Here is a 23,357-nt window from a genome sequence, read left to right as displayed (position 1 = left end):
CACGAAGGAGGATCTATACGATGATTGAATCCATGAACGCCGAATGGCGCGCAGAGCTGGAAAAGGAGCTGAAGGAGAACATCCTCGGCTTTTGGAAGGAGCATACGCTCGACGAAACGAACGGGGGCTTCATCGGCGAGATGAACGGAGCCGGTGAAATCGTGCCCGGGGCGCACAAGTCGCTCGTGCTGAACGCCCGCATTCTATGGACATTCGCAGCTGCCTATCGCCGTTACGGCCAGGAAGACGATCTGCGCATGGCGGACCGCGCTCTTGATCAGTTGAAGACCCGCTTCAAGGACGAGGAGCATGGCGGCTTCTACTGGATGATCCATCCCGAAGGCAGCCCATCCGAGGATAAAAAGCAGGTTTACGGCCAGGCCTTCGTCATTTATGCGCTGGCGGAATATGTCCGTGCGACGGGCAATCGCGAGCCGCTTGGACTCGCCGAGGAGATTTACCGTCTCCTGGAGCGTTACGCCTATGATCCCGTCCATACCGGCTACATCGAGGCTCTCGCCAGGGATTGGAGCGAAACGGACGATCTCAGCCTGAGCGGCAAGGACCTCAATGAGCGCAAATCCATGAATACCCACCTTCACGTATTGGAAGCCTATACGAACCTGTACCGGATCTGGAAGCCGGAAGGACTTCGCTTGAAGCTCAAAGAGCTGATCGAGGTGCATCTGGACCGGATCTTGGACAGCCGCGGCAGCCATTTCCTGCTGTTCTTCGACGACGAATGGAATTCGCAGGCCGCCGACGTCTCCTACGGCCATGATATCGAAGGCAGCTGGCTGCTGTGGGAAGCGGCGGAAGTGCTCGGAGATCCGGAGCTTGAAGCCCGCGTCCATAAGGCTGCACTTGCGATGGCGCATGCGACGCTCGAGGAAGGAACGGATGAGGACGGAGCTGTTTTCAACGAGCTGCATGGAAACGGGAAGCTGGACGACAGCAAGGACTGGTGGCCGCAGGCCGAGGCGATGGTCGGCTATCTGAACGCTTATCAGCTATCCGGTGAAGAGCGTTATCTGGAGGCTTCGCAGCGCAGCTGGCGGTTCATCCAGGAGAAGATCAGCGACCGCGAAGGCGGCGAATGGCATTGGCAGGTTACCCGCGACGGCGTGCCGAATCCCATGCAGCAGAAGGTAGGCGCCTGGAAATGTCCTTATCATAACAGCCGCGCCTGCCTGGAAGCGGTGGAGCGTTTGGAATCGCTAACAAAAAGATCTCGTTAGCATAAGAGATGACAATAAAAACAAACGCAGTTCATTTTTTTGCAAGACCGCAAGGACTAGAATAGGTCATGTAAGCGATAACAGAAAACGGTTTCGAAACAAAGAACGCAAAACCCGCATAATTCCGCACACTATATTTTAGGGGGCAAAAAAACATGAAAAAACCGCTTTTGGTCACAATGACAGCCGTCCTCTCCCTGTCCATGCTTGCCGCATGCGGCAACAATAACAACAGCGGCAACGCCGGCAACACAGGCGACACGGGCGCGGCCAATACGGGAACGGCATCCAACACGAATGCCGGCGGCACGGGCGAAGCAAGCGGCCTGAAGGGCACGCTCAAAGTGCTGACGCACCGCACCGACTACATCAACGACGGCACCATGGACAAATACGTCAAGAAGTTCCAAGAGAAAAACCCGGATGCGAAGGTTGAATTCGAAGGCCTGACGAACTACGCGACCGATATCAAGACGCGCCTGACGACAGGCGAGACGGGCGATGTGCTGATGGTGCCAGCGGGCATGCCGGCTACCGACTATCCGAAGTATTTCGAGCCGCTTCCGGATTCGATGTTCGACGACGTCTACTTCGCAGACAACAACGCCTTCGAAGGCAAGCGCTACGGCATCACGACCGGCGTCAATACGCAAGGCCTCGTGTACAACAAGCAGGCGTTCAAGAAAGCCGGCATCGACAAGGCGCCGACGACGCTCGATGAGCTGTACGCTGACGCGCAGAAGCTGAAAGACGCCGGCATCATCCCGCTCTACATGAACTTCGGCGCTCAGTGGCCGATGGGCACATGGGGCGACGGCTCCGCGTTCTATGTTGCAGGCGAAGCGGACCTCACATCCAAAATGGCCGCCGATCCGGCTCCTTTCCAAATGGACAACGCATGGGGCCAGCTGGCTCAAATCGGCCGTGAATTCATCAGCAAGGGCTGGGTGGAGAAAGACCTGTACACGAACAACTGGGAAATGTCCAAAGGCGAAGTGGCCAGCGGCAAAGCTGCCATGTACTTCCTCGGCAACTGGGTCATTCCGCAAGTCGAGGCAGCCGGCGCTTCCTCCGACGACATCGGCTTCGTGCCGTTCCCTTACGACAACAGCGGCAAGCTGAACGCGCCTCTGGGCTCCGACTACATGATCGCCGTCAGCAAAAACAGCAAGAACAAAGAGCTCGCTACCGCATGGGTCGACTTCTTCGTTAAAGAATCCGGTTATGTGAAGGATTCCGGCTTCATGCCGATCATCAAATCGGAAAAAGCGGAATCCCCGCAGCTGGCCGAGTTCCAGGCGACGAACCCGACGTTCATCGAAGGGCTGCCTAACGATCCGAAATTCGCGGAAATCGCGAACAAAGCGCAAATCGGCATCGGCACGGGCAACTACATCCAGGATCTGCTCATCTCCAAGGATCTGAAAGCCGGACTGGACGACCTCAACAAAAAATGGGCGAAAGCCAAAACGGATCTGGGCTACTAAAACCGGATCCCATGCCAAGCAGGCTCCCGATTCGGGAGCCTGTTTTTTTGTCAGGTTCGCCATGAATGAGTTTATCCGAGCAGGTTGCGCCTGCCTGACGCATTTGCCCCATCGATTGAACCGGACATCATGTTTCGGCTCCTTGCCGCCCTCGCCAGCCTTGTTTGTTTGACGGGCGGGCCGGGTGGTAAAATAAGTAGGGTAAAGGGTCGAAAAGCAAACATTCGATGTGGAGGAGATGTTCGGAATGACGGTACAACTGCAGGGACTTCAAGATACGGCCGAGCTGCACAACGGCGTGCGCATGCCGCGCCTGGGACTGGGCGTCTGGAAAGTCACGGAGGAAGGCCAGGTCGAGCAGGCGATCAAGGATGCCGTGAACGCCGGCTACCGCAGCATCGACACCGCGAAGATCTACGGCAATGAAGAAGGCGTCGGCCGTGCGATCGCGGACGTTTCCGTGCCGCGCGACGAGCTGTTCATCACGACCAAGGTTTGGAACGCGGAGCAGGGCTACGACAGCACGCTTGCCGCTTTCGAAGAGAGCCGCCGCAAGCTCGGTCTCGAAATCATCGATCTGTATTTGATCCATTGGCCGGTCAAAGGCAAGTATAAGGAAACCTGGCGCGCTCTGGAGCAGCTGTACAAGGACGGCAAAGTACGCGCGATCGGCGTCTGCAACTTCCATGTGCATCACTTGGAGGATCTCCTCCAGGATGCGGAGATCAAGCCGATGGTCAACCAGGTGGAATACCATCCGCTGCTCGCCCAGACCGAGCTTCGCCAATTCTGCCAGGATCAAGGCATCGTGCTGGAAGCCTGGAGCCCGCTGATGCAGGGCAACCTTGATGTGCCGCAGCTGAACGAGCTGGCGGACAAGTACGGCAAGACGCCGGCGCAGATCGTGCTCCGCTGGGACTTGCAGAACGGCGTCATTACGATTCCGAAATCGACGAACGAGAAGCGGATTCGCGAAAATGCGGACGTATTCGACTTCGAGCTGTCCCATGAGGACATGGCGCTTATCGAAGGGCTGAACCAGAACAAGCGCTTCGGAGCCGATCCCGACAACTTCGACTTTTGATTGCAGGCGGGACGGCGGATAACGGGCATATCCAAGGCGCACACTAAGGACGCCCTCCTCTTGACACTCTCAACTGTAACTGGTATTATTACAGTACGAAACGGGGTGGCCGTCTCGCATGAACAGTGAATTTACGATTGCCGTCCACAGCCTGGTGCTGCTGGCTTACTTGCCGGAAGGCAGCGCCTCCAGCGAAACGATCGCCGAGAACGTGTGCACCAATCCGGCCCGCGTCCGCAAGGTGATGGGTTATCTCAAGCGCAGCGGCTACGTGGCCACGCGCGAGGGCTCCGGAGGAGGCTACCGGCTTCTGATGGATCCAGCAGAGGTGACGCTGAAGGATGTGTACCGGACGATTGCGCAAGGGTCGCTGATGCCGAACTGGTGCTCGGGCGATCCGGATTGCGATTGTCTCGTCGGATCCAACATGAACGAAGTCATGAACCGTATCTTCTGCACGGCCGAGCAGCAGCTGGAGGATTACTTCTCCGGCTTGACCATCGCCGGCGTGCTCAAGGACATCCATAGCTGCGATTCGTGTTGAGCGGCATCCGGGGTAGATGGAATGAATTATTTAACCGAGAGGATGATTGAACATGGCAGTAGCACTGACGAAAGAAACCTTCAATGAATCCGTGCAATCCGGCGTGTCCCTGGTAGACTTCTGGGCTCCTTGGTGCGGACCTTGCAAAATGCAGCTTCCGATCGTCGAAGAGCTCTCCACGGAGCTTGCCGGCACGGCAACGATCGCCAAGATCAACGTCGACGAAGAGCCTGAGCTGGCTTCCCAATTCGGCGTCATGAGCATCCCGACGCTGATCCTGTTCAAGGACGGCCAGCCGGTCGACAAAATGGTCGGCGTGCAAAGCAAAGACGCCCTGAAAAACAAAATCCAAAGCCAGCTGTAAGCTTCCGCCTTGCGGCTTGCGCCGCCGCCGTTCTCTTCGGCACCAGCCGCGATGCGGCGGCATCAGCGCAACAACAACCCCGGTCTCAGCGCCTCGCGGCGAAGACCGGGGTTTTTTTGACGGCTTCTTATTTGGATTTAGCTGCAGTCTTCGGGTTGTCGCCGCCGCATCTGTCCGGCAAGCTCGCCGAAAAAGCCTCGCGCCTCCTTTAAAGGAGGACGAGGCTTTTTCGGGCTGAGCCGTCTTTCTACGTCAGAGGGCTGCGCTGCAGCAGGCGGCGGATGGAGCGGTCCGCCTCGCGGAGCGTTACGTCCTTGTCGACGGTCAGCATGACGCCGCGGTCCATTAGCACCTTGCCGTCGACGATCGTCGTCTCGACATCCGCCCGGGTGGCGGAATAGACGATGCGGGAGATAATGTCCACATCGAAGGACGGGAACGTGTGGAACTGGTTCAGGTTGAGGATAGCCAGATCGGCTTTTTTGCCGACCTCCAGACTTCCGATCTCCGAGCTCATGCCGACCGCCTTGGCTCCGCCGATCGTCGCCATGCGGAAGACGCTGCGCGCATCCATCGCCGTCGGCCCGTGGATCGGCTTCTGGATGAGGGCTGCCAGACGCATTTCGTTGAACATGTCGAGATTGTTGTTGCATGGCGCTCCGTCCGCTCCAAGGCTCACGCTGATGCTTGTATCGAGCATATCGGGAACTTCGGCGATGCCGGAGGCGAGCTTGAGGTTGGAGCCCGGGCAATGGCTGACATGGACGCCCCGCTCGCGGATGATCCGCTTCTCGTTGTCGTCCAGCCAGATGCAGTGGGCCAGGATCAGCCGGTCCGTGGCAAGCCCGATATGATCGAGGTAGGCGATATTGCGCATGCCGGTCATCTGCTCCACCAGCTCGATCTCGCCGAGATTTTCGGAGGCATGGGTATGGACGTTCACCTGATAGCGGTCGGAGAGACTGGCGACCTCGCGGAGCAGCTCATCCGTACAGGAGATGACGAAGCGCGGGGAGAAGGCGTAGCGGATCCGGCCGTTGTCGTGGTTATGCCATTTCTCCAGCAAGTCGACGCTCTCCTGCAGCGAGGCTTTCGTCTCTTCCTGCAGCGGCAGCGGGATGTCGCTTCCTTTGCGGTCCATCATGACCTTGCCGGACAGCGCGCGGATGCCGCTTGCAGCGATGGCCTGGAAGGCCGAGTCGGTGTGATGAACGGTCTCCATGTCCACGATCGTCGTCGTGCCGCTCTGCAGCAGCTCGCCGATGCCGAGCATGGCGGAGTAATAGATGGACTCCTCGTCGTGGGCGGCCTCCAGCGGCCAGATGCGCTTGCGCAGCCAGTCCAGCAGCTCCAGATCGTCCCCCTTGCCGCGGAACAAAGTCTGGCACAGGTGGATGTGGGTCTGGACAAAGCCGGGGATGACGGTGCGGCCGGAAGCGTCGATGACGCGGTCGGCGCCGCTGGCGTCGAGATCCGGGCCGATCGCGGCGATCCGGTCGTCCTCGATCCGGATATCGCCGTGCAGAATCTCTTCGTTCGCGTTCATCGTGACGATCTGGGCGTTCCGGATCAAAATCGTGTGGGGCATGGAATCTCCACTCCTTCAAAAACTAAAAATAGCCGCGAATAAAATACGCCGAGGGGCATATTTTTTTCGTAGCTAGAAATTTACGGTTTCCGGTAGAAACCCTAGACCCTATCGTCCAGGATATACGAAATGAGACGTATTTATGCGGTTGTAGGATCAGAATACTGCAACGCAAACTTCAATGTCAACTCATGCGAGGCAGCGTGGCGCTGGAGGCGCGGCATGGGACCGGCGGGGATCGAGAACCGGAGAGGGGCGGCGTAATGGGCGAAAGCAGGCGCAAGGCGAACCGGAACCAAGGGACAAGCCGATGGCGGCATGTCGGACGAAGAGGGGGGGCGACCGAAAGGGGAGCGGGAAGATCGAGTGGAGCATTGACGAAGCCGCCCTTGTCGGGGCTGGGCGGGTGGCTGTGGCTCGTCCAGCTCGGCCTCGCTCTTCAGCTGGCTGTGTTCGCGGCGCAGCTCGCGGGACTGATCCGCTATTTGTTCGCGGATGGAGGCTGGCCTGCCATCATCGACAGCCAGGCGCCGGACTATCATCCGCTGATGGCTCCGCTTGCCGTCTACGAGCTGGCGGAGCTGGCCGTGCTGCTCCTGGCCACGGCGATGATGCTGGCCGGCTTCTACCGCAGGCTGCAAGCCTTCCCCGCCTGGATCGCCCTGTATCTGCTCGCCTGCCTGGGCGCGGTCGCGCTGGAATGCGTGTTCATCCTGCTCATGCCTTCCACGAGAGAAAGCGTCCTGCAGAATTCGCTTCCGGCCCTGCTGCGGACGGCGGTGCTGGCCGCGGCCTGGATTCCCTACTTCAGGCGGTCTCTTCGGGTGAGGAACACGTTCGTCCATTGAAAGACCGTGCTTGGGAGCAAGACGAACGGCGCATGTCCTCCCGAGCGAATGAAATCGAACAGACAATGCCCTCTTGAGCGAATCCGATCGGCCAGCCGGCCTTTCGGGCCTTCTGAAAACGAAGCGGATTGAAAGCTCTTGCCGAGAGCGTCGGATGCCTTTGCCCGGGGTATATAGAGCTATAAGAACGATCCGAACGAAGGAGGAATAACCTTATGCGTTTGCTAGCCGTCATCCTCATTATCGCCGGCCTTATTTTCGGCATATCCGGGCTTTTCGATTTCGTCGTCAACTCGGTCAAATTCGTCTTCTACATTCTGGCCATCCTGCTCCTAATCGGAGGCATCGGAATGATGTTCAGAAGGATCAAGTCCTGACCCCGCAATTCCGGAAATCGCGGCTTTTCGAAGAAACGAGGCCTGTCGACGGCTTCGTTTCTTTTTTTGTCCTCCGGCTGCCGAAACGCCGTCGTGCCTGTCGGATCCGGGCGGTAAATATATCCTTTATCCATATATTCAGAGGCAAACCCAAGTGATAGAATAGAGGGGATTCACCAGAGAGGAGCGTTTCTCATGAAAAGAATCCATTTATCGCTGAAGGGCCGCCTCGCCTTCGCCCTCGCATTCCTGCTGCTTTTCGGCGGCGGCGCGGGTGTCGCTTATGGCGCAGAGACAGCGGCTCAGCCCGATGACTATCATATCGTTGCCCTGGGAGATTCCATCACCGTCGGGTACGAGCCCAAGGTGGAATACACGGTCGCTTCTCCTCCTTACGGCTACGCCGAGCGCCTGTACGAGCAGGCGCTCCTGCACGGACGCGCCTCGCTGTCCAATTACGGAATCGCCGGCTTGAAAAGCTCCGGACTGAAAACGTTTGTAAGCGCCATCGGTTCGGGGACGCCGATAACGGCCGATGCCATTCAACCGGGCCTTCCCGATCCGAGGACGAACGAGTTCGGAGCGGCTGCCGCCAAGATCCGCCAGGAGCTTGCGTCCGCCGACCTCGTCGCCATCACGGTCGGCGGCAACGACGTCTCCGCGCTGCTGACGAGCGCGTCCGCCTTGTCGGATGCCGATCTGGCGGCGCAGGTCGCCTCCCTTCTGAGCGAATACACCGGCAATATGACGGCCGTGCTCGACGTTCTTCACGAAATCAATCCCCATGCGTCGGTCGTCATTGCCGACCAGTACCAGCCGCTTCCGGTCATCGGCGGCAAGGAGCTGTACGCCAAGCTGACGAGCGCGACGGATGCTTTTACGGCCAATCTGGATAAGCTCGCGGCGGGCTACTCCGCCAAGGGGGCGGACGTCAAGGTCGCCCATGTCGCCAAGGAATTCGTCGGGCGCGAAGGCGTCCTCACCCATATGGTCAAGGACCGGGATTTCCATCCGACGCAGGAAGGGTACGCGGTCATCGCCAGCACCTTTGCGGCGGCGGTATGGGGAGCGAACATCGATCTGGCTGCTCCCGCGGCCGGTTCGCCGATGAACATCTATGCCGTCGGCAAGAAGCTCGACACCCCCTATAAGCCGGTGCTCAAGAAAGGCGTCAACTACATCGCCATCCAGGATATCGTGCAGGCCGTAGGCGCGAAAACCGTATGGGATGCCAAAACGTCGACGGCCAACATCAAGTACGGCAGCTTGACGGTCGGCGTGAAAATCGGCGCCTCGACCGTGACCGTGAACGGGGTCGCCGTGCCGGTCGATTCTCCAGCCTACCTGCAGCAGGTAGGCAAGGAATCCAAGACGTATGTGCCGCTGGCTACAGTGGCCAAAGGGCTTGGCTTCGGCGTGACCTACATTGCTCATCTCAAAACGGTATTTATCAATCCGTAGCTTTTTTGTCCCGGCCATTCTGCGGCCCGTCCAGCGTGTTTTCCTTGAGGAAGCGACGTGCGGCGGGCCGTTTGGTTGAAGGGTTATGTTCATATGAAGGAGCAGGATTCATCCATATTGCGGACGCGTCATCCAACCGGGAATGTCGGACGTGTACCTGAAGAGAAGACCATTTCCGAAAGGAGGCCGAGGAATGGGGAACTGGCTGGCAACGCTCCGCAAAGGCTACGGCCGCAAGCTCGCCGGCATCCATTCGCTGAACGGATGGATCGTCTTTCTGCTGGCGGTATCGGGGCTCATGCTGTTCGGAGGCTACTGGAGAGGCGTGCTCGGAGAAGGCCGCGTCTGGCTGAAAGGAATCCATATCGTGCTCGGCCTTGCGTCCTTGCTGCCGATGGCGGCCTATGCGCTGCTCGCTCCCAAGCACTGGAAGCAGCTGAGAGGCAAGCCTTGGCAGAGAGCGAACGTAATCGTCGTGCTGGCTCTGCTCGGCGGCTGGCTGCTGTCGGGAATCGTGCTCTGGCTGCACCGGCAGCTTGGTCCCGGCTGGGCGAATCCGGCTTTGACCTGGCATGATTTGCTGACCTGGATCGGCTTGCCGTATGTGCTGTACCATTCCATCACCCGGTTGAAATGGCTCAAGCAGGCTGGACGCCGAACGGTCCGCACCGGCAGGGAGGACGGACTGCATCCGGCCGCCTCTCCGGAAGCGCTCATGTCCAGACGGACGTTCATCCGCACAGCCGTAGGGGCGGGTATTGCGCTGGCGGTCGGACCTTCTTTCCTGCAGTGGGCGGGAAGGGCGCTCGGCAGCGCCGGCGGCGCGACCTCGGAAGAGCTGGCGAGCCGCGATGCCAACCGGCTCATCCCCGCTCCGCAGCCGCTGCCGGCATCGCTGCCTCCGCAAGGCGGTGGGGCCAAGGGGAATTTCCGCGTTTATACGGTCACGCCGATTCCGTCCTTCACGAATGCGGACTGGTCGTTCACGATAGACGGGCTGGTGGAGAAAAGCTTCATCTGGAACTGGGAGCAGTTCGTCGAGCTGAAGCGGACCGTCCAGGTCAGCGACTTCCACTGCGTGACGGGCTGGTCGGTGTACGGCAATACGTGGGAAGGCATTCCGCTGAAGCTGCTTCTGGAGCAGGCCGGCGTGAAGGCGGGGGCGGCGACGGCGAAGTTCTACTCCGGCGACGGGGTCTACACCGACTCGCTGACTCTCGAGCAGGCGGTCATGGACGATGTGATGGTGGCCGTCCTTCATGACGGCAAGCCGATCCCGAGCGATCTCGGCGGTCCTGTCCGGCTCATCGTGCCGCGCATGTACGCCTACAAATCGGTGAAATGGCTCAACCGCATCGAGCTGATCAAAGGCGATCATACGGGGTACTGGGAGGAGCGGGGCTACAGCAAGGACGCCTGGGTGTGACGAGAGCGGGACTCCAGCAAGGACGCCCCCATGTTGCCGGCGTCTGCATGCCTGGCTTTCCCGACGATAAAGCGGGCTTGAAGCTTTTCATTGAAGCAGGGACTTTCTGGGCGGAGCCGTCGCGCCCAAGAAAGGATCCTTGCTTTTTTTTGTGCTTCCACAGGCTCCGGATCGTTACTCCGCTGGACGGAACGACAGAAAGATGCAGGGAGCCTTCGCCGTGCAGCGCAGGGAAATCTAATTAAAATGCGCTTGGTTTCCGAAAGAATTTGGAGGAATCGACGGATGTTTGGATCCCAATTTGCTAAAGCGGGGGCATGGAATGGTTAGAAACCTAAAGTTGGCAGTCGTACTCGCTTGTGCAATCGCTGCAGGCAGCGGCATGCAGCTGCCGGTGCAAGCTGAAAGCGTCTCGGCTGCAGCGGCATCCTGGACATGGAAGCAGCAGTCCGGGAAGGAAAGCTCGGAATTGACCGACATCACGGAATTGCAAAGCGGAGTCCGGATAGCGGTCGGCATGGACAGCACCGTATTGCGAAGCAAGACCGGCGGGGCCTGGGGAGCGGTAGCTTTTCCCGGCCGCAGCACTCTGCAAGCGCTGGCTGCAAATGGCGCAGCTGCCGTTGTTGCAGGCGATCAAGGCGTGCTTGCCCGGACGAAGGACGGCATGGCCTGGACAAAGGGCGTCATCAGCGGAAAATGGACGCTGGCCGACTTTTCCCCCTCTTATAAAAATAAAGAGCTAGGGAAATATTCGCTCAAGCCATCCGATTTCGATTGGCAGGATGTCGTCTGGGACGGGCGGCAATTCGTTGCGGCCGGCATGACCCGAATCAAGATCGACTCCTATTCGTACACGTTTCCTGTCGCCGCCATATCCAAGGAAGGGACCCAATGGACGCTGAAGCCCATCCAAACCTCTGCAAGAGGCGATAAGGTCCTTATTTATAACTTCCATCAAAAATGGCTTGTCGCTATGGGGAGAAATATCCTGAGCTCAGCCGATTTGACTGCATGGACCACGACTGCGGACGCCGTTGGCGGAGAAATTCATGCCATGGCGGACAACGGGCAAATCGCTGTCGCGGTAGGATACGACGGAAGCTCGGGCCAGGGAAGCATTGGCGGAAGAATCTATACCACAACCGATGGCGTTCACTTTAAGAAAGTCGGCGATCCGAACGCCTCCCTGAACAGCGTCGTCTGGGACGGCAAGCAATTCATTGCGGCGGGCGATTACGGCACCATCTATCGATCGATGAATGGAGTAGACTGGGACAAGATCTCGAAGACGGAAGGCATGTTCCAGAGTCCGCTCGGCTATGTGAAATACGGAGGTTTGGAAGGAAATATCAATGCTTTACTGAAGAGCGGAAATGCATACTTGGCGGCTGGAAGCATGGGGACCGTTCGTTCGGCTCCATCGCCTGACCAGGCATGGACTATCGAAGCCGCCGGGACCATGAACGATCTCTATGGCATTGCCTATTTCAAGGGGAACTATGTCGTAGCGGGCGTAGGAACATTGAAGGCTTCTGCGAATGGAAAAGACTGGGCCGATATCGACCCGGAGCTTATCCAGCCCGAAATCAAGCTGTACGAGTTGAAGAACGTGGGAGGCAGCTTTATTGCAGGCGGGTTTTCCTCCGCGGACGACCGGCTTTCCAGGTTTGGCCTCCTCTATCGGAACGGCAGGCTCAGCGAGCTGGGCAGCTTGGAGCAGGATCATATCCGTGATATTACAGCGGTGGGCGGAGAGTTTCGCCTGCATGGCAAGACGATTGAAAAAAGAAGCCGGGACGGCTTGTCATGGGTTTCGGTACAAGCGGGAAACCCGGTTCCATCCGCATCCAGCGGGAAAGTATGGATCGGCTTTAAAGGGCAGGCCGATTATTATACATCCATCGATGGAGCGGCATGGAAAAAAACGAGCGCGACTCTAGACGGCTCCAACGGTTATTTTCCTAGGTTCACCGATGCGGTCTGGACCGGCTCCAAATTCATCGCCATTTCGGAAGATGCCCTTGTTGAATCCGTAGACGGGAAGGCCTGGAAGACGGTCTTGAAGAAGAGGTACACGTATTTGAAGTCGCTGGCCGTTACGGGCGGCGGAACGGCAGCGGCTGTCGGAAATGATGGCGCCGTATACATGTCGGAAGGCGGACGAGGCTGGGTGCAGCAGGAATCCCCGACATCAAAAGATCTTCAGAGTGTAATTTGGGATGGAACACGCTTCATCGCCGTCGGCTTTGATGGCGTCGTGCTGACAGCCGCACCGGTTGGCAAATGACAACGATAGGAGGCTTGTCCTTTCCTGCCATCCTGCTCTAGACGCATAAGGGGACGGTTTGCCGCCGCATGAGCATTCGATCTCTTTATTGATTCAGCAAAAAGCCGCCTTTCGGCGGCTTTTTGCTTTGGACGGGTTTCCTTGTCCGGCAGCCGGAATGGCGGCTGTTCTGCGGATCGCCGGAAGACGATGCCGGCTTCAGTCGGTTTTCTTCTTTTTGCCCGTAAAATTAGTGACGGATTTGACATCCTCCACCACGTCGTTGACGAATTCCATATTTTGGTTCTTTGCATGGCTGTGCGACGTTCCTTTATAGTTACCTTGATGGGACTTGTTCTCCATGAGCGGCTCACCTCCCGCCGTTAGTATGGTTCGGGACGGGCCTGCCGATACGGCAAAAGGCCGCGGACAGCCCATCCGGAAAGGAGCATGACAGCATGAATCGCATCTCGAAGCCAATCCGCAGCCGCCTGGAGCGGCGGCAGCGGCATTGGACAGCCGGCCTGATGCTCGGCTCCCTGCTCATCGCCGCAGGCTGCGCGGGACCGCAGGACCAAGGGGGGCAGGTGCCGTCAGCCGCTCAGACGACCGGAACGCCGTCTCCATCGCCCGCCGGGCAGGATGAAGCGGGTCTGTCGCCCGCGTCCATGCTGGAGCGTGGCAGCAAGGCGCTGGCGGAAGTGCGGAATTTCGATCTGGACATGGAGCTGAGGCAGCAGATGGTGACGGACGGAGAGACGACGTCCATGTCCATGAGCAATAAAGGCACTATTTTCCTGGAGCCGCTCGTTCTGAAGCAAGTCACGGTCAATGATTTCATGGGCGAGCAGTCGACCATCGACTCGTACCTGAACAAGGACGGCTACTATATGTACGATCACTCCAATTCGGCCTGGAGCCGGATGCTCGCCTCCGAAGTGCCGAAGATCAAGGCGACGCTGTCGGACTTCCAGATCGCTCCTTCCAAGGAGCTCGACAAGATCAAGCCGCATGCAGCAAGCTTCAAGGCTTCCTCCAAGGAAGGCGTCACAACGCTGGCCTACAGCGGCGACGGCAAGGACGAGGCCGCCCAAGCGCTCGTGCGCGATCTGCTCCGCAGCACGATGGGAACCGACGAGATGGATGCTGCGATCCGGGATTCCATCCAGGTCGCCTCGCTTGAGTATTCGCTTGAATTCGATGAGAAGACGGGACTGCTGAAGCGGCTGAAGGCCGATGCGGACGTCACGATTGAATATGATGAAGGCAATCCCTCCAAGCTCCATCAGGAGCTGGCTTTGAATTACGGCAGCTGGAACGGGGCGAAGGCCGTGCAGGTGCCGAAGGAAGCTCTGACCGCTCCGGAGGTCATGCCCGCCGATCAGGGACTTCTGGATGCGCTCGGCGTGGAGGAAGGCGAACAGCCCTAGATCAAACGGCAGGTTTCGTCTCGGTCCGGCATTCGCGGCCGGGGCGAACGGATGAGAATGCCGAGAACCGAGCATATCCATGATGAAAACATCCAAGATGAACCCTATCCAAGTTGGCCAACCTTGTTTTTCCTCAAGCTTCCGGCGTCTCTGCCCGGAAGCTTTTTTGCTTCTCTTGCGACCGACAGCCATTCCGGTGTTGGGAATAATTTTCACTGTATAAGAACATATATTCTCGTTTATAATAAAATAAGAATATATGTTCCTATACCAAGGGGGTCAAGGCATGGAATTCCGGAAGTGGATCGGACGTGAAGTGGAGATGATTTACGAGGACGCGAAGGGCAGCTTGAGCCGCCGGCTCGTTCGCGTGGAAGGCTTTAGCGGCAAGCATTTGAAGGCATTCGATCTGGCCAAGCGGCAGCCGCGCACGTTCCGGACGGATGGAATTCTGGCGCTGATGCCGCCCGCCGCGCAGTCTGAGCAGGGCGTCCATGGCTCGCCTCCTTTCGCTTCCATTTCTGCAAGTCCGAGAGGCCGCCCAAGCCGCGGCTTTTCTTTTTAAATTGCCCGATGTCATGTATAATGGCTCCTAGAGATCAAGCCTAACGGTTTCGCCGCCTCATGCGGCGGATTACGTTCGCGTAGAGAAGAGAAGAAGGGATGCGCGCTTGATATCCTTTCTTATCGGACAAGACTTTGAAGGAGTTGTTTTCATTGGCGCTCTCATGTGGCATCGTCGGTCTTCCCAACGTGGGCAAATCGACGCTTTTCAACGCAATTACTCAGGCTGGAGCGGAATCCGCCAACTATCCGTTCTGCACGATCGACCCTAACGTCGGCGTCGTGGAAGTTCCCGACGAGCGGCTGGATAAATTGACCGAGCTGGTCGTGCCGAAGCAGACCGTGCCGACCGCATTCGAATTCGTGGACATCGCGGGCCTCGTCGCCGGCGCCAGCAAAGGCGAAGGCCTCGGCAACAAATTCCTCGCCCATATCCGCGAAGTGGACGCCATCTGCCATGTCGTGCGCTGCTTCCAGGACGAGAACATCACCCACGTATCGGGCAAGGTCGATCCGCTGGGCGACATCCAGACGATCAACCTGGAGCTGATCCTCGCGGACATCGACTCCGTCGACCGCCGCATCGACCGCTCCCGCAAGAACATGAAGGGCGGCAACAAGCAGTACGCCCAGGAAGTCGAAGTGCTGGAGCGGATCAAGGAAGCTCTCTACAACGACCAGCCGGCGCGCAGCGTCGAGCTGAGCGACGAAGAGAAGACGCTGATCCGCGACCTTCACCTGCTGACGATGAAGCCCGTGCTCTATGCGGCCAACGTAAGCGAGGAGGAAGTCGCCGACGCCGAAGGCAATCCGTATGTGAAGATCGTGCGCGAATTCGCCTTGGCGGAAAATGCCGAAGTCGTGCCGATCAGCGCGAAGGTCGAAGCCGAGATCGCGGAGCTCGAAGGCGAAGACAAGGCGATGTTCCTGGAGGAGCTCGGCATGGAGGAATCCGGCCTGAACCGCCTCATCAAGTCCGCCTACAAGCTGCTCGGCCTGTACACGTACTTCACGGCAGGCGTACAGGAAGTACGCGCCTGGACGATCCGCAAGGGCATGAAGGCGCCCCAGGCTGCCGGCGTCATCCACACGGACTTCGAGCGCGGCTTCATTCGCGCCGAGGTCGTATCCTATGACGATCTCGTCTCCGCAGGCTCCATGAATACCGCCCGCGAGCGCGGCCAGCTGCGCCTCGAAGGCAAAGAGTACGTCGTCAAGGACGGCGACGTCATGCATTTCCGCTTCAACGTTTAGCGCGGATTCAAGAACCGAGGGCTGCTGATTCATCCGGCCGTCCCTTGGAGCAGACAGCCCTGCCGCCGATTATCGGCGCGCAGGGCGTTTTGCGGTGCGCCGGGAATTTGGACAGGCCGCGACGTTTTTCCACGGCTTAACCATTTATGAATAAGTCTCATATATGGTATAATGGATGCCAGGACTTTTTTTAAAGAATATCACTAGGGGTGAAGTCAGGTGTTGGACCGTTTACAAGCGCTTGCGGACCGGTACGAAAAACTGAGCGAGCTGCTGTGCGATCCTGATGTAGCCAGCGATCCCAAGCGGCTCCGGGATTTGTCGAAGGAACAATCGGATCTTCAAGGCGCTTACAGCGCTTATACGGAATATAAAGAAGTGTATGCCCAGTACGAGGACGCCAAAGCGATGCAAGGCGAAAAGCTCGACGACGAGATGCGCGAGATGGTCAAGATGGAGCTCGAGGAGCTGGGCGAGCGGCTCGCCGGGCTGGAGGAGCGGGTTCGCGTCCTCTTGCTGCCCAAGGATCCCAACGACGACAAGAACGTCATTGTGGAGATCCGCGGCGCGGCGGGCGGTGACGAGGCGGCGCTGTTCGCCTCCGATCTGTACCGCATGTACACCCGCTTCGCGGAGACCCAGGGCTGGCGCGTCGAGCTCATGGATGCGAGCGAAAACGATCTTGGCGGCTTCAAGGAGGTCATCTTCAAGATTACCGGCAAGGGCGCGTTCAGCAAGCTGAAGTTCGAGAGCGGCGCGCACCGCGTGCAGCGCATCCCGGTGACGGAATCCGGCGGCCGAATCCATACGTCCACGTCCACCGTGGCCGTCATGCCGGAAGTCGAGGATGTCGAGATCGAGATTCACGACAAGGATATCCGCGTCGACACATTCTGCTCCAGCGGAGCGGGCGGCCAGTCGGTCAACACGACCAAGTCCGCCGTGCGCGTGACGCATGTGCCGACCGGCATCGTCGCCACCTGCCAGGACGGCAAGTCGCAGAACGACAACAAGGCCAAGGCGCTCCAGGTTCTGCGCGCCCGCATCTATGATATCCACCGTCAGGAAGAAGAAGCCAAGATTGCCGGCGAGCGCAAGAGCAAAGTCGGCACGGGCGACCGTAGCGAGCGGATCCGCACCTACAACTTCCCGCAGAGCCGCGTCACCGATCACCGCATCGGCCTCACGCTGCATCGTCTCGATTCCGTCATGAACGGCGACATGGGCGACATCGTCAATTCCCTGTCGCTCGCCGAGCAGGCGGAGCTGCTGGAGCGCGAAAATCTCGCCTAAGCGGAATTGAGGCGGCCTCGGATTGCGAATGCAGCGTGCAGCGCATTGCGGCATGCATATGGGTCGCATAACATAGTAGCAGCATTCGCATGTCATCACAGCTGCACAATGCATCTAAACACGCACTTGGTCATACAGCATGAACAGTGCACTGCGGCATGCAAGCGCATTGCGGCAAGACATTGATGGACATCGCATAGTAGCAGCATTCACATGTCACCGCAGCATGCACAGTGCCCGACATACGCCCCAAGCCCGCTAATCGGGATGGGGCTTTTTTTTCATCATACGCAGATCATTATTCTTCAGGAGGCTCGGAATATGAGCGAGAACGATCAAGGCCGGGAAACGGAGTCATTCCGTCAAGCAGCAGGAGCATCGATCCAAGCCGCCCGCAAGCTGGCGGAGACCTACCTGGACCGCTGCGGCGTGGAGGAAGCAGGGGACAATGCCTCGCTACTGCTGCAGCATGTGCTGGGGTTGAACCGGGCGGAGCTGCTGCGCGACGGCCGGGAGGCGTTCCCGGCGGAGCGGCTGGCGGCATGGGAAGAAGCCATCACCCGCAAGGGGCGGGGCGAGCCCGCCCAGTATATAGCCGGGGAGCAGTGGTTTTACGGCCGGCCGTTCGCGGTCACGCCGGCCGTGCTGATTCCGCGTCCCGAGACGGAGCTGCTCGTGGAGGCGGTGCTGCAGGCGGCGGACAGGCTGTGGCCGCAAGCGGCAGGTTCGGCTGGAACGGAGGCATCGGCCGAGGCATTGCCGGGCAGCGCCAAGCCTGCCGCATCCGCTCTGCGGTCTGCGGGACTGGAAGCGCCTGCCTCCGCTGCCGCGCCGGTCGTCCTCGACGTCGGCACGGGCAGCGGCGCGATCGCCGTCACGCTGGCCGCGGAGCGCCCGGTATGGCGGGTGCACGCCTCCGACCTGTCTCCGGAGGCGCTGCGCACGGCCGAGGGGAACGCTCTCCGTCTCGGAGCGGAGCTGAGCGCGTTCATAGAGGGCGACCTGCTGCAGCCTTTTGTGGCTTCCGGCGGGGGAAGCATGGAGGGGCTCGAGATCGACGTGCTCGTGTCCAACCCTCCCTACATTCCGGCTGGCGATTTGCCGGGGCTGCAGCGGGAGGTGAGGGAGTTCGAGCCGAGGCTTGCTCTCGACGGAGGAGAGGACGGCCTCAATCCTTACCGCGCCATGGCGGTTCAGCTCAAGCTTTTGACGCGGCTTCCGTCGGTCGTAGGCTTCGAGCTCGGCATGGGACAGGCCCGGCAGGTCGCTGCGCTGCTTGAGGAAATCGGGCATTGGGACGACATCTCGATCGTGACCGATTACGGCGGCATCGAGCGCCATGTCGTCGCGGTCAGGTCGCCAGGCTCGGAGTGACGGCACCCGATCATGCGCCAGGGTTCGATGCGCTGGGCATGATGTTGCGCTCGGGATGCCAGGTGCGGCGCGCTGGGCATGATGTTGCGCTCAGGGAGGGCGATAAAGTGCGTACCAAGAGCGTAAGGTTGCGTTAAGGGGATAGAGCCGGTACCAAGAGCGCAAGGCAGCGTTCAGGAAGATAGAGATTCATACCAAGAGCGCAAGGCAGAGGTCAGGAAGATAGAGATTCGGTACCAAGAGCGCAAGAAAGCAACAGGACGATAGATACGAAGAGCGAAATGTTGCGTTCAGGGCGATATATCATCCGGAACGTTTCTAGCTACGAAATCCGGGCTGAATTCGCCTTCGTTACAGGCCAGCCTTCCCCGATACAGCTCCTCTTAATCTCGCAATCTTTGAAAAATTAGATTTGCAGGCAAGGTATAGAAGAATATAGAGCGGACATAATGGAGCATAGAGACGTTCCGGAACGCAAGCGGCGGTGCCGACGGGTGCCCGAGAGGAGCTTGTGCAATGTCCGTTCATTCCTATACTTCGGTGTCCCGCCCTTATCCGACCGCAGCTTCCCGTCCTTATTCGGCAGCAGCCCATTCGTACCGATTCCCGTTCCGCCTGTCCTACCTGTACCTCATTCTCTGTGTCGCCTTTCTGATGATGAGCTGGGAAAATGTCCGCAACGACGCCGCTCTGGCGCAAAGCTCCATTCCAAGCGAGGCCATCCGGCTGCGCATTCTCGCCAACTCGGATTCCGCCGTCGACCAAGCTACGAAGCGCGTCGTGCGCGATGCCGTCGTGCAGGCGATGAACGGCTGGGCCGCAGGGCCTCAGACGATCGAAGAAGCCCGTGCCGCGCTGCGCTCCCACTTGGGAGAGATCGAAGCTATCGTGGCCCGCACGCTGCAGGATCGCGGATTCTCTTACCGTTACAAGGCCGAGCTCGGCCAAGTGGCATTCCCGACTAAAGTCTACGGCGAGCAGGTGTATCCGGCAGGCGACTATGAAGCCCTCCTCATCACCCTCGGCGAAGGAAAAGGCCAGAACTGGTGGTGCGTGCTCTTCCCTCCGCTCTGCTTCCTGGACTCCTCTTCCGGCGACGCGGCTCCGAAGGCAGAGGCTGCTGCTGCCGTCGCAGACAGCAAGCCGGACCAGCTGTCAAAAGCCGATGCCGGCAAAGCATCTGCGGTCGCAGCCGACGCTCCTGCCGAGGCAGGACAAGCCCCCGAAGCGAAATTTTTCATCTGGGAGCTGATCAAGTCGTTCTTTTCCTTCCTGCGCGGCCTCTTCGCCTGATGGAGCGGGCTGTTGTATGAAGGCAAATATGGCTAATGGCAAATTCAACTCTTTCCCCTGCAAAATCACGAGGTAGGGGACAATCACAAAAAGGTGCACGAAAAGCAGATAATCTGTTTCGACGCGATTTCATGGCACAGACTAAGGGGATTACCGAATATTGTGCTGCGGATACCTGGTTCTATCTCTCCACGATCAAAAATCTATCCAACCATGATACTGTGGTGTAGTACATGAGCTTTTCGTAACGACAACAAACGGGTTCTTCAGACTTTCGCGGCCTTTGAACAGACGAAAGACAAAATGGGTTGATCATTCACAGCGATCAAGGATCTCATTACGCGTCTTTCTCTAACTACGGTACGCTGTCAAAGGTTGGCGCCTGAATCAGCTGTACATACGAGGCAACAGTTAGGACAATGCCTCTGTGGAGAACTTCTTCACAAATCTCAGATCGGAAGGGCTCTATCCATAAGATATCTGAAATGTGCACAAAGCCGAATTGAGGGATACATACAGTCTTACAACCAAAAACGGACACAAACTAAAAAAGCTGATCCCGGTGGAGTACCGACGTCAGCTTGCTACTTCTGTCCATTAGATGAAGCCTTGACCAGAAGGCTGGTGGGGCTTTGTTTTTTAATACTCATCAACGTTGAATGTCATAATTTTATCAAAAATCACGTATTCAGTTCTCGCTTTATAAGGACCAGTATTCCAAGTTTTTTTGAAAGAATACTTTGCAGGGCCATTTCCATTTCCTTTAGCATCAAACCATTCAATGAATGAGTTAAGTTCCTGGATGGACAAATCGTATTCTTTATCAAGGCCATTCACCATAGTAACTGTTAAAATTGCTCTTTCACCAATTGGTATAGGTGTCGAGGTAGGTGCTATAGATGGAGATGGTTCTATAGATGGAGATGGTTCTATAGATGGAGATGGTTCTATAGATGGTGATGGTTCCGAAGATGGTAAAGGGAGGACGGTAGGCTCAGGTGTAGGAATTTCCTTTTTGCCGAGCGTAATTTCATTGAGAGCAGCCCATGATCCATTTGCTTTAATTTCGATCTTTAATCCTTCATAGCTTCCTTGAATAACATTAATGGGCTCTGTAATGATGTCCCTTTGAGTAGCCTTTCTAACGGCATCTGCAATTTGAACCCAGTTACCATTATTTAAACCGTATATAGTAAAACGGTTATCGACTGGAGGGTTATTGTTGATAGCCATCTGAACGAAATTAATCTCAAGTAATCCAGGGAACTTTATTTCTAAAGTTGAGTTGCCGCTGTCCGCATTAAATCTAGTTGATAAATCTCCATCAATAGCATTTCCCGGCCAATAGCTACTGTAAGTATTCTTACTCGTTATCGTCGTTCCAGGTGGCAGTGATTCTCCCTCCATACCTTGAACTACTTTAGTAGACGCGTCGCTCTTAGCTGCATAAACATTCTGTATTGCGAAAATCACTACAAGGAGCAGGACAACAGAAACTAAATATTTCTTTTTTAATTTCAAAAACACTAACCTCCATATTTTGATTTTATTCATCATCTTTATACATCGGAAAAAAAGGCAAAATGTAATACTTGATTAATGGAATTATAAAAAATGTTAGAAGCGCATTTGTCACACTTAGAGATGGTAAGCAGCTATTCCGAATACGTAAGCGAGGATGCTTTGAACCTTGCCTGCGAACGGCGGAGACAATAATCTTTGAAGCAGAAGCCTCAACGACAGTGGAGGCCCCTAAGGGGATGACCGACTCTAGTTGAATCACTAGGAAAGCTTTCCCTGATGTATTCGAAGTGACGAGGCGGTGACCGGATGAGTGGAGTCTTTGCAAGGGTATTTTCGTCTCCAGTTCCTCCTTGGGTCCGCATGGACGGACAGTATCGGAAGGTTGGTAACGCGGCGGCGCGAGAGGTATACTGTAGCTATATCGCCGGGGGCTTCCGCGGCAATCCCGGATGAGAAGGAATGGAACCGAATGACGACGACAAGCACGGTTTATTGGAGAAGCGGAGCGGCGGGAGCCGTTTCGGCAAAAGAATTGCAGGAAGCGGCCGATCTTCTGCGGTCGGGCGGAACGGTGGCCTTTCCGACGGAAACGGTGTACGGCCTCGGCGCGGATGCCCGCAGCACGGCGGCGGTAGAAAGCGTGTTCCAAGCGAAAGGGAGGCCCTCCGACAATCCGCTGATTGTCCATATCGCCGATGAGCGGCAGCTGGAAGGCCTCGCTGCAAGCTTGACGGAGACGGAGCGCGGTTTGATGAAGTCCTTCTGGCCCGGGCCGCTGACGCTCGTGCTTCCGGTGCTTCCGGATGCGGTGTCGCCGCGCGTGACGGCGGGGCTGGATACCGTCGCGGTCCGCATGCCGGACCATCCGCTGGCGCTGGCTCTGATCCGCGAAGCGGGCTGTCCCGTCGCGGCGCCGAGCGCGAACCGCTCGGGGCGGCCAAGCCCGACCGCGGCCTCGCATGTGCTGGAGGATCTGGCCGGGCGGATCGGCGGCGTGCTTGACGGCGGAGCGACCGGAGTCGGGCTGGAATCGACGGTTGTCGAGGCTGTCGGAGAGCGGTCGGTCCGCATCTTGAGGCCCGGCGGCGTAACGCCGGAGCAGCTTCGAGCGGCGGGATACGCCGTCGAGTTCGATGCCGGAGCCGGCATCGAGGCCTTTGGGCAGCCGGCGTCCGGGTCTGCGGTCTCCGAGACCGCTGCCTCCCAGCCGACGGCGCCCCGCTCGCCCGGCATGAAATACGCCCACTATGCGCCGCGCGGGGAGATGACCCTCGTATCGGGCTCGGCGGAAGCGGTGCGCGCCCATATCCAAGCCGAGGCCGATGCGGCATCTGCACTGGGGCTGCGCACCGGCATTCTCGCCTACGAGGAGACGGTGGCTTCGTACCGGGCCGATGCTGTCCTGGCCTGCGGCTCACTGGGGAAGCTGGAAAGCGCGGCCCGATCGCTTTACGCCGTTCTGCGAGAGTTCGACGAGCTTGGAGCCGAGCGGATTTGGGCCGAAGCCTGCCCGTCGGACGGCATCGGTCTTGCTCTGCTTAACCGGCTGGCGAAGGCCGCCGGCGGCAGGCAGGTCGATGCGGGCTGACCGCAGCGAGATCTGCGGGCTGACCATAGTGCGATCTATTTTTCCTGAAGATTCATCGGCTATCGGACATACGATCCGTTATTTCGGGCAAATTGTGCGTTAAAGTAATTTTAACGGACATAGGATCCGTTATTTCCAGGAAATACATTGAAAACAGCGGGTTTCTTCCTAAATAGCGGAACGTATGTCCGATAAATGCAAGGAATCCGGCTTTGGGGCAAAATAGCGGAACATATGTCCGATAAAACGGCGCGTTCTCCGCTATGTGCTCAATTGCGAATGGCTGACTATGCGCCTGACCCCGTCCCGCGCAGCGAGCCAGGTCTATGCATCTGACCCCGTCCCGCCCAG

At 57.9% G+C, this 23,357-nt stretch carries 20 protein-coding genes and 1 riboswitch; of the genes, 17 read left to right on the top strand and 3 right to left on the bottom strand.

The window, feature by feature from the left end; all coding sequences use genetic code 11:
• Positions 1-20 precede the first annotated feature (20 nt).
• From VE23_RS14865 to trxA, 5 genes are all read left to right on the top strand, one after another.
• Positions 21-1,238, top strand: coding sequence for an AGE family epimerase/isomerase (locus tag VE23_RS14865; RefSeq protein ID WP_049868394.1), 1,218 nt, complete (start codon positions 21-23; stop codon positions 1,236-1,238).
• A gap of 155 nt (positions 1,239-1,393) precedes the next feature.
• Positions 1,394-2,725 (top strand): ABC transporter substrate-binding protein, encoded by a 1,332-nt coding sequence (locus tag VE23_RS14860; RefSeq protein ID WP_021879007.1) that lies wholly within the window; start codon positions 1,394-1,396, stop codon positions 2,723-2,725.
• Between the two features lie 247 nt (positions 2,726-2,972).
• A complete protein-coding gene (locus VE23_RS14855) occupies positions 2,973-3,809 on the top strand; it encodes an aldo/keto reductase (RefSeq protein ID WP_157053967.1) in 837 nt (278 codons plus the stop codon).
• A 118-nt stretch (positions 3,810-3,927) separates the two neighbouring features.
• On the top strand, positions 3,928-4,353 hold the full coding sequence (locus VE23_RS14850) for an RrF2 family transcriptional regulator (protein ID WP_048748248.1): 426 nt from the start codon (positions 3,928-3,930) through the stop codon (positions 4,351-4,353).
• A gap of 52 nt (positions 4,354-4,405) precedes the next feature.
• The gene (gene trxA, locus VE23_RS14845; RefSeq protein ID WP_049868393.1) at positions 4,406-4,717 is read left to right on the top strand and encodes a thioredoxin; all 312 of its coding nucleotides are present in this window, start codon (positions 4,406-4,408) and stop codon (positions 4,715-4,717) included.
• A 247-nt stretch (positions 4,718-4,964) separates the two neighbouring features.
• Here trxA and VE23_RS14840 read toward each other — a convergent pair whose 3' ends face one another.
• Positions 4,965-6,305 carry a 5'-deoxyadenosine deaminase gene (locus VE23_RS14840; RefSeq protein WP_021879011.1) on the bottom strand — a complete coding sequence of 447 codons (1,341 nt, stop codon included), beginning with the start codon at positions 6,303-6,305 and terminating at the stop codon, positions 4,965-4,967.
• A gap of 49 nt (positions 6,306-6,354) precedes the next feature.
• Positions 6,355-6,453, bottom strand: a riboswitch (purine riboswitch).
• A gap of 115 nt (positions 6,454-6,568) precedes the next feature.
• On the opposite strand from VE23_RS14840, the gene VE23_RS14835 reads away from it, so the two are divergent.
• The 5 genes from VE23_RS14835 (at position 6,569) to VE23_RS14820 (ending at position 12,707) form a co-directional block, all read left to right on the top strand.
• Positions 6,569-7,153, top strand: a complete 585-nt coding sequence (locus VE23_RS14835; protein ID WP_198156176.1) for a DUF2569 family protein — start codon at positions 6,569-6,571, stop codon at positions 7,151-7,153.
• A 215-nt stretch (positions 7,154-7,368) separates the two neighbouring features.
• A complete protein-coding gene (locus VE23_RS26530) occupies positions 7,369-7,530 on the top strand; it encodes a hypothetical protein (protein ID WP_021879014.1) in 162 nt (53 codons plus the stop codon).
• 195 nt (positions 7,531-7,725) lie between these two features.
• Positions 7,726-8,991 (top strand): stalk domain-containing protein, encoded by a 1,266-nt coding sequence (locus tag VE23_RS14830; protein WP_049868392.1) that lies wholly within the window; start codon positions 7,726-7,728, stop codon positions 8,989-8,991.
• A gap of 193 nt (positions 8,992-9,184) precedes the next feature.
• Positions 9,185-10,417, top strand: coding sequence for a molybdopterin-dependent oxidoreductase (locus VE23_RS14825; protein ID WP_127508252.1), 1,233 nt, complete (start codon positions 9,185-9,187; stop codon positions 10,415-10,417).
• Between the two features lie 322 nt (positions 10,418-10,739).
• Complete coding sequence (locus tag VE23_RS14820; RefSeq protein WP_157053966.1) at positions 10,740-12,707, top strand: hypothetical protein; 1,968 nt, start codon at positions 10,740-10,742, stop codon at positions 12,705-12,707.
• Between the two features lie 198 nt (positions 12,708-12,905).
• Here the strand turns inward: VE23_RS14820 and VE23_RS27065 are convergent, their stop codons facing one another.
• On the bottom strand, positions 12,906-13,049 hold the full coding sequence (locus VE23_RS27065) for a hypothetical protein (protein WP_021881336.1): 144 nt from the start codon (positions 13,047-13,049) through the stop codon (positions 12,906-12,908).
• A 95-nt stretch (positions 13,050-13,144) separates the two neighbouring features.
• Here VE23_RS27065 and VE23_RS14815 point away from each other — a divergent pair, with 95 nt between their 5' ends.
• The 6 genes from VE23_RS14815 (at position 13,145) to spoIIR (ending at position 19,894) form a co-directional block, all read left to right on the top strand.
• Entirely contained in the window at positions 13,145-14,116 is a 972-nt protein-coding gene (locus VE23_RS14815) for a DUF6612 family protein (RefSeq protein WP_049868389.1), read from the top strand.
• A gap of 286 nt (positions 14,117-14,402) precedes the next feature.
• A complete protein-coding gene (locus tag VE23_RS14810; RefSeq protein ID WP_049868388.1) occupies positions 14,403-14,681 on the top strand; it encodes a hypothetical protein in 279 nt (92 codons plus the stop codon).
• A 152-nt stretch (positions 14,682-14,833) separates the two neighbouring features.
• Entirely contained in the window at positions 14,834-15,934 is a 1,101-nt protein-coding gene (ychF, locus tag VE23_RS14805) for a redox-regulated ATPase YchF (RefSeq protein ID WP_048748243.1), read from the top strand.
• A 219-nt stretch (positions 15,935-16,153) separates the two neighbouring features.
• Complete coding sequence (gene prfA / locus VE23_RS14800) at positions 16,154-17,227, top strand: peptide chain release factor 1 (protein WP_049868387.1); 1,074 nt, start codon at positions 16,154-16,156, stop codon at positions 17,225-17,227.
• Positions 17,228-17,548: 321 nt separating this feature from the next.
• Complete coding sequence (locus VE23_RS14795; RefSeq protein WP_049868386.1) at positions 17,549-18,601, top strand: N5-glutamine methyltransferase family protein; 1,053 nt, start codon at positions 17,549-17,551, stop codon at positions 18,599-18,601.
• A 516-nt stretch (positions 18,602-19,117) separates the two neighbouring features.
• Positions 19,118-19,894 carry a stage II sporulation protein R gene (gene spoIIR / locus VE23_RS14790; RefSeq protein ID WP_084781502.1) on the top strand — a complete coding sequence of 259 codons (777 nt, stop codon included), beginning with the start codon at positions 19,118-19,120 and terminating at the stop codon, positions 19,892-19,894.
• A gap of 639 nt (positions 19,895-20,533) precedes the next feature.
• On the opposite strand, the gene VE23_RS26525 is transcribed toward spoIIR, so the two are convergent.
• Positions 20,534-21,415, bottom strand: a complete 882-nt coding sequence (locus tag VE23_RS26525) for a hypothetical protein (RefSeq protein WP_157053965.1) — start codon at positions 21,413-21,415, stop codon at positions 20,534-20,536.
• 472 nt (positions 21,416-21,887) lie between these two features.
• Here VE23_RS26525 and VE23_RS14785 point away from each other — a divergent pair, with 472 nt between their 5' ends.
• Positions 21,888-23,006: an L-threonylcarbamoyladenylate synthase gene (locus VE23_RS14785; RefSeq protein ID WP_049868385.1), complete on the top strand. Its 1,119-nt coding sequence runs from the start codon at positions 21,888-21,890 to the stop codon at positions 23,004-23,006.
• Positions 23,007-23,357 lie beyond the last annotated feature (351 nt).

Origin of the sequence: Paenibacillus sp. D9, assembly GCF_001188365.1 — a bacterium.
Taxonomy (GTDB): domain Bacteria; phylum Bacillota; class Bacilli; order Paenibacillales; family Paenibacillaceae; genus Paenibacillus_O; species Paenibacillus_O humicus.
This window is presented reverse-complemented; position numbering and strand designations above follow the sequence as displayed.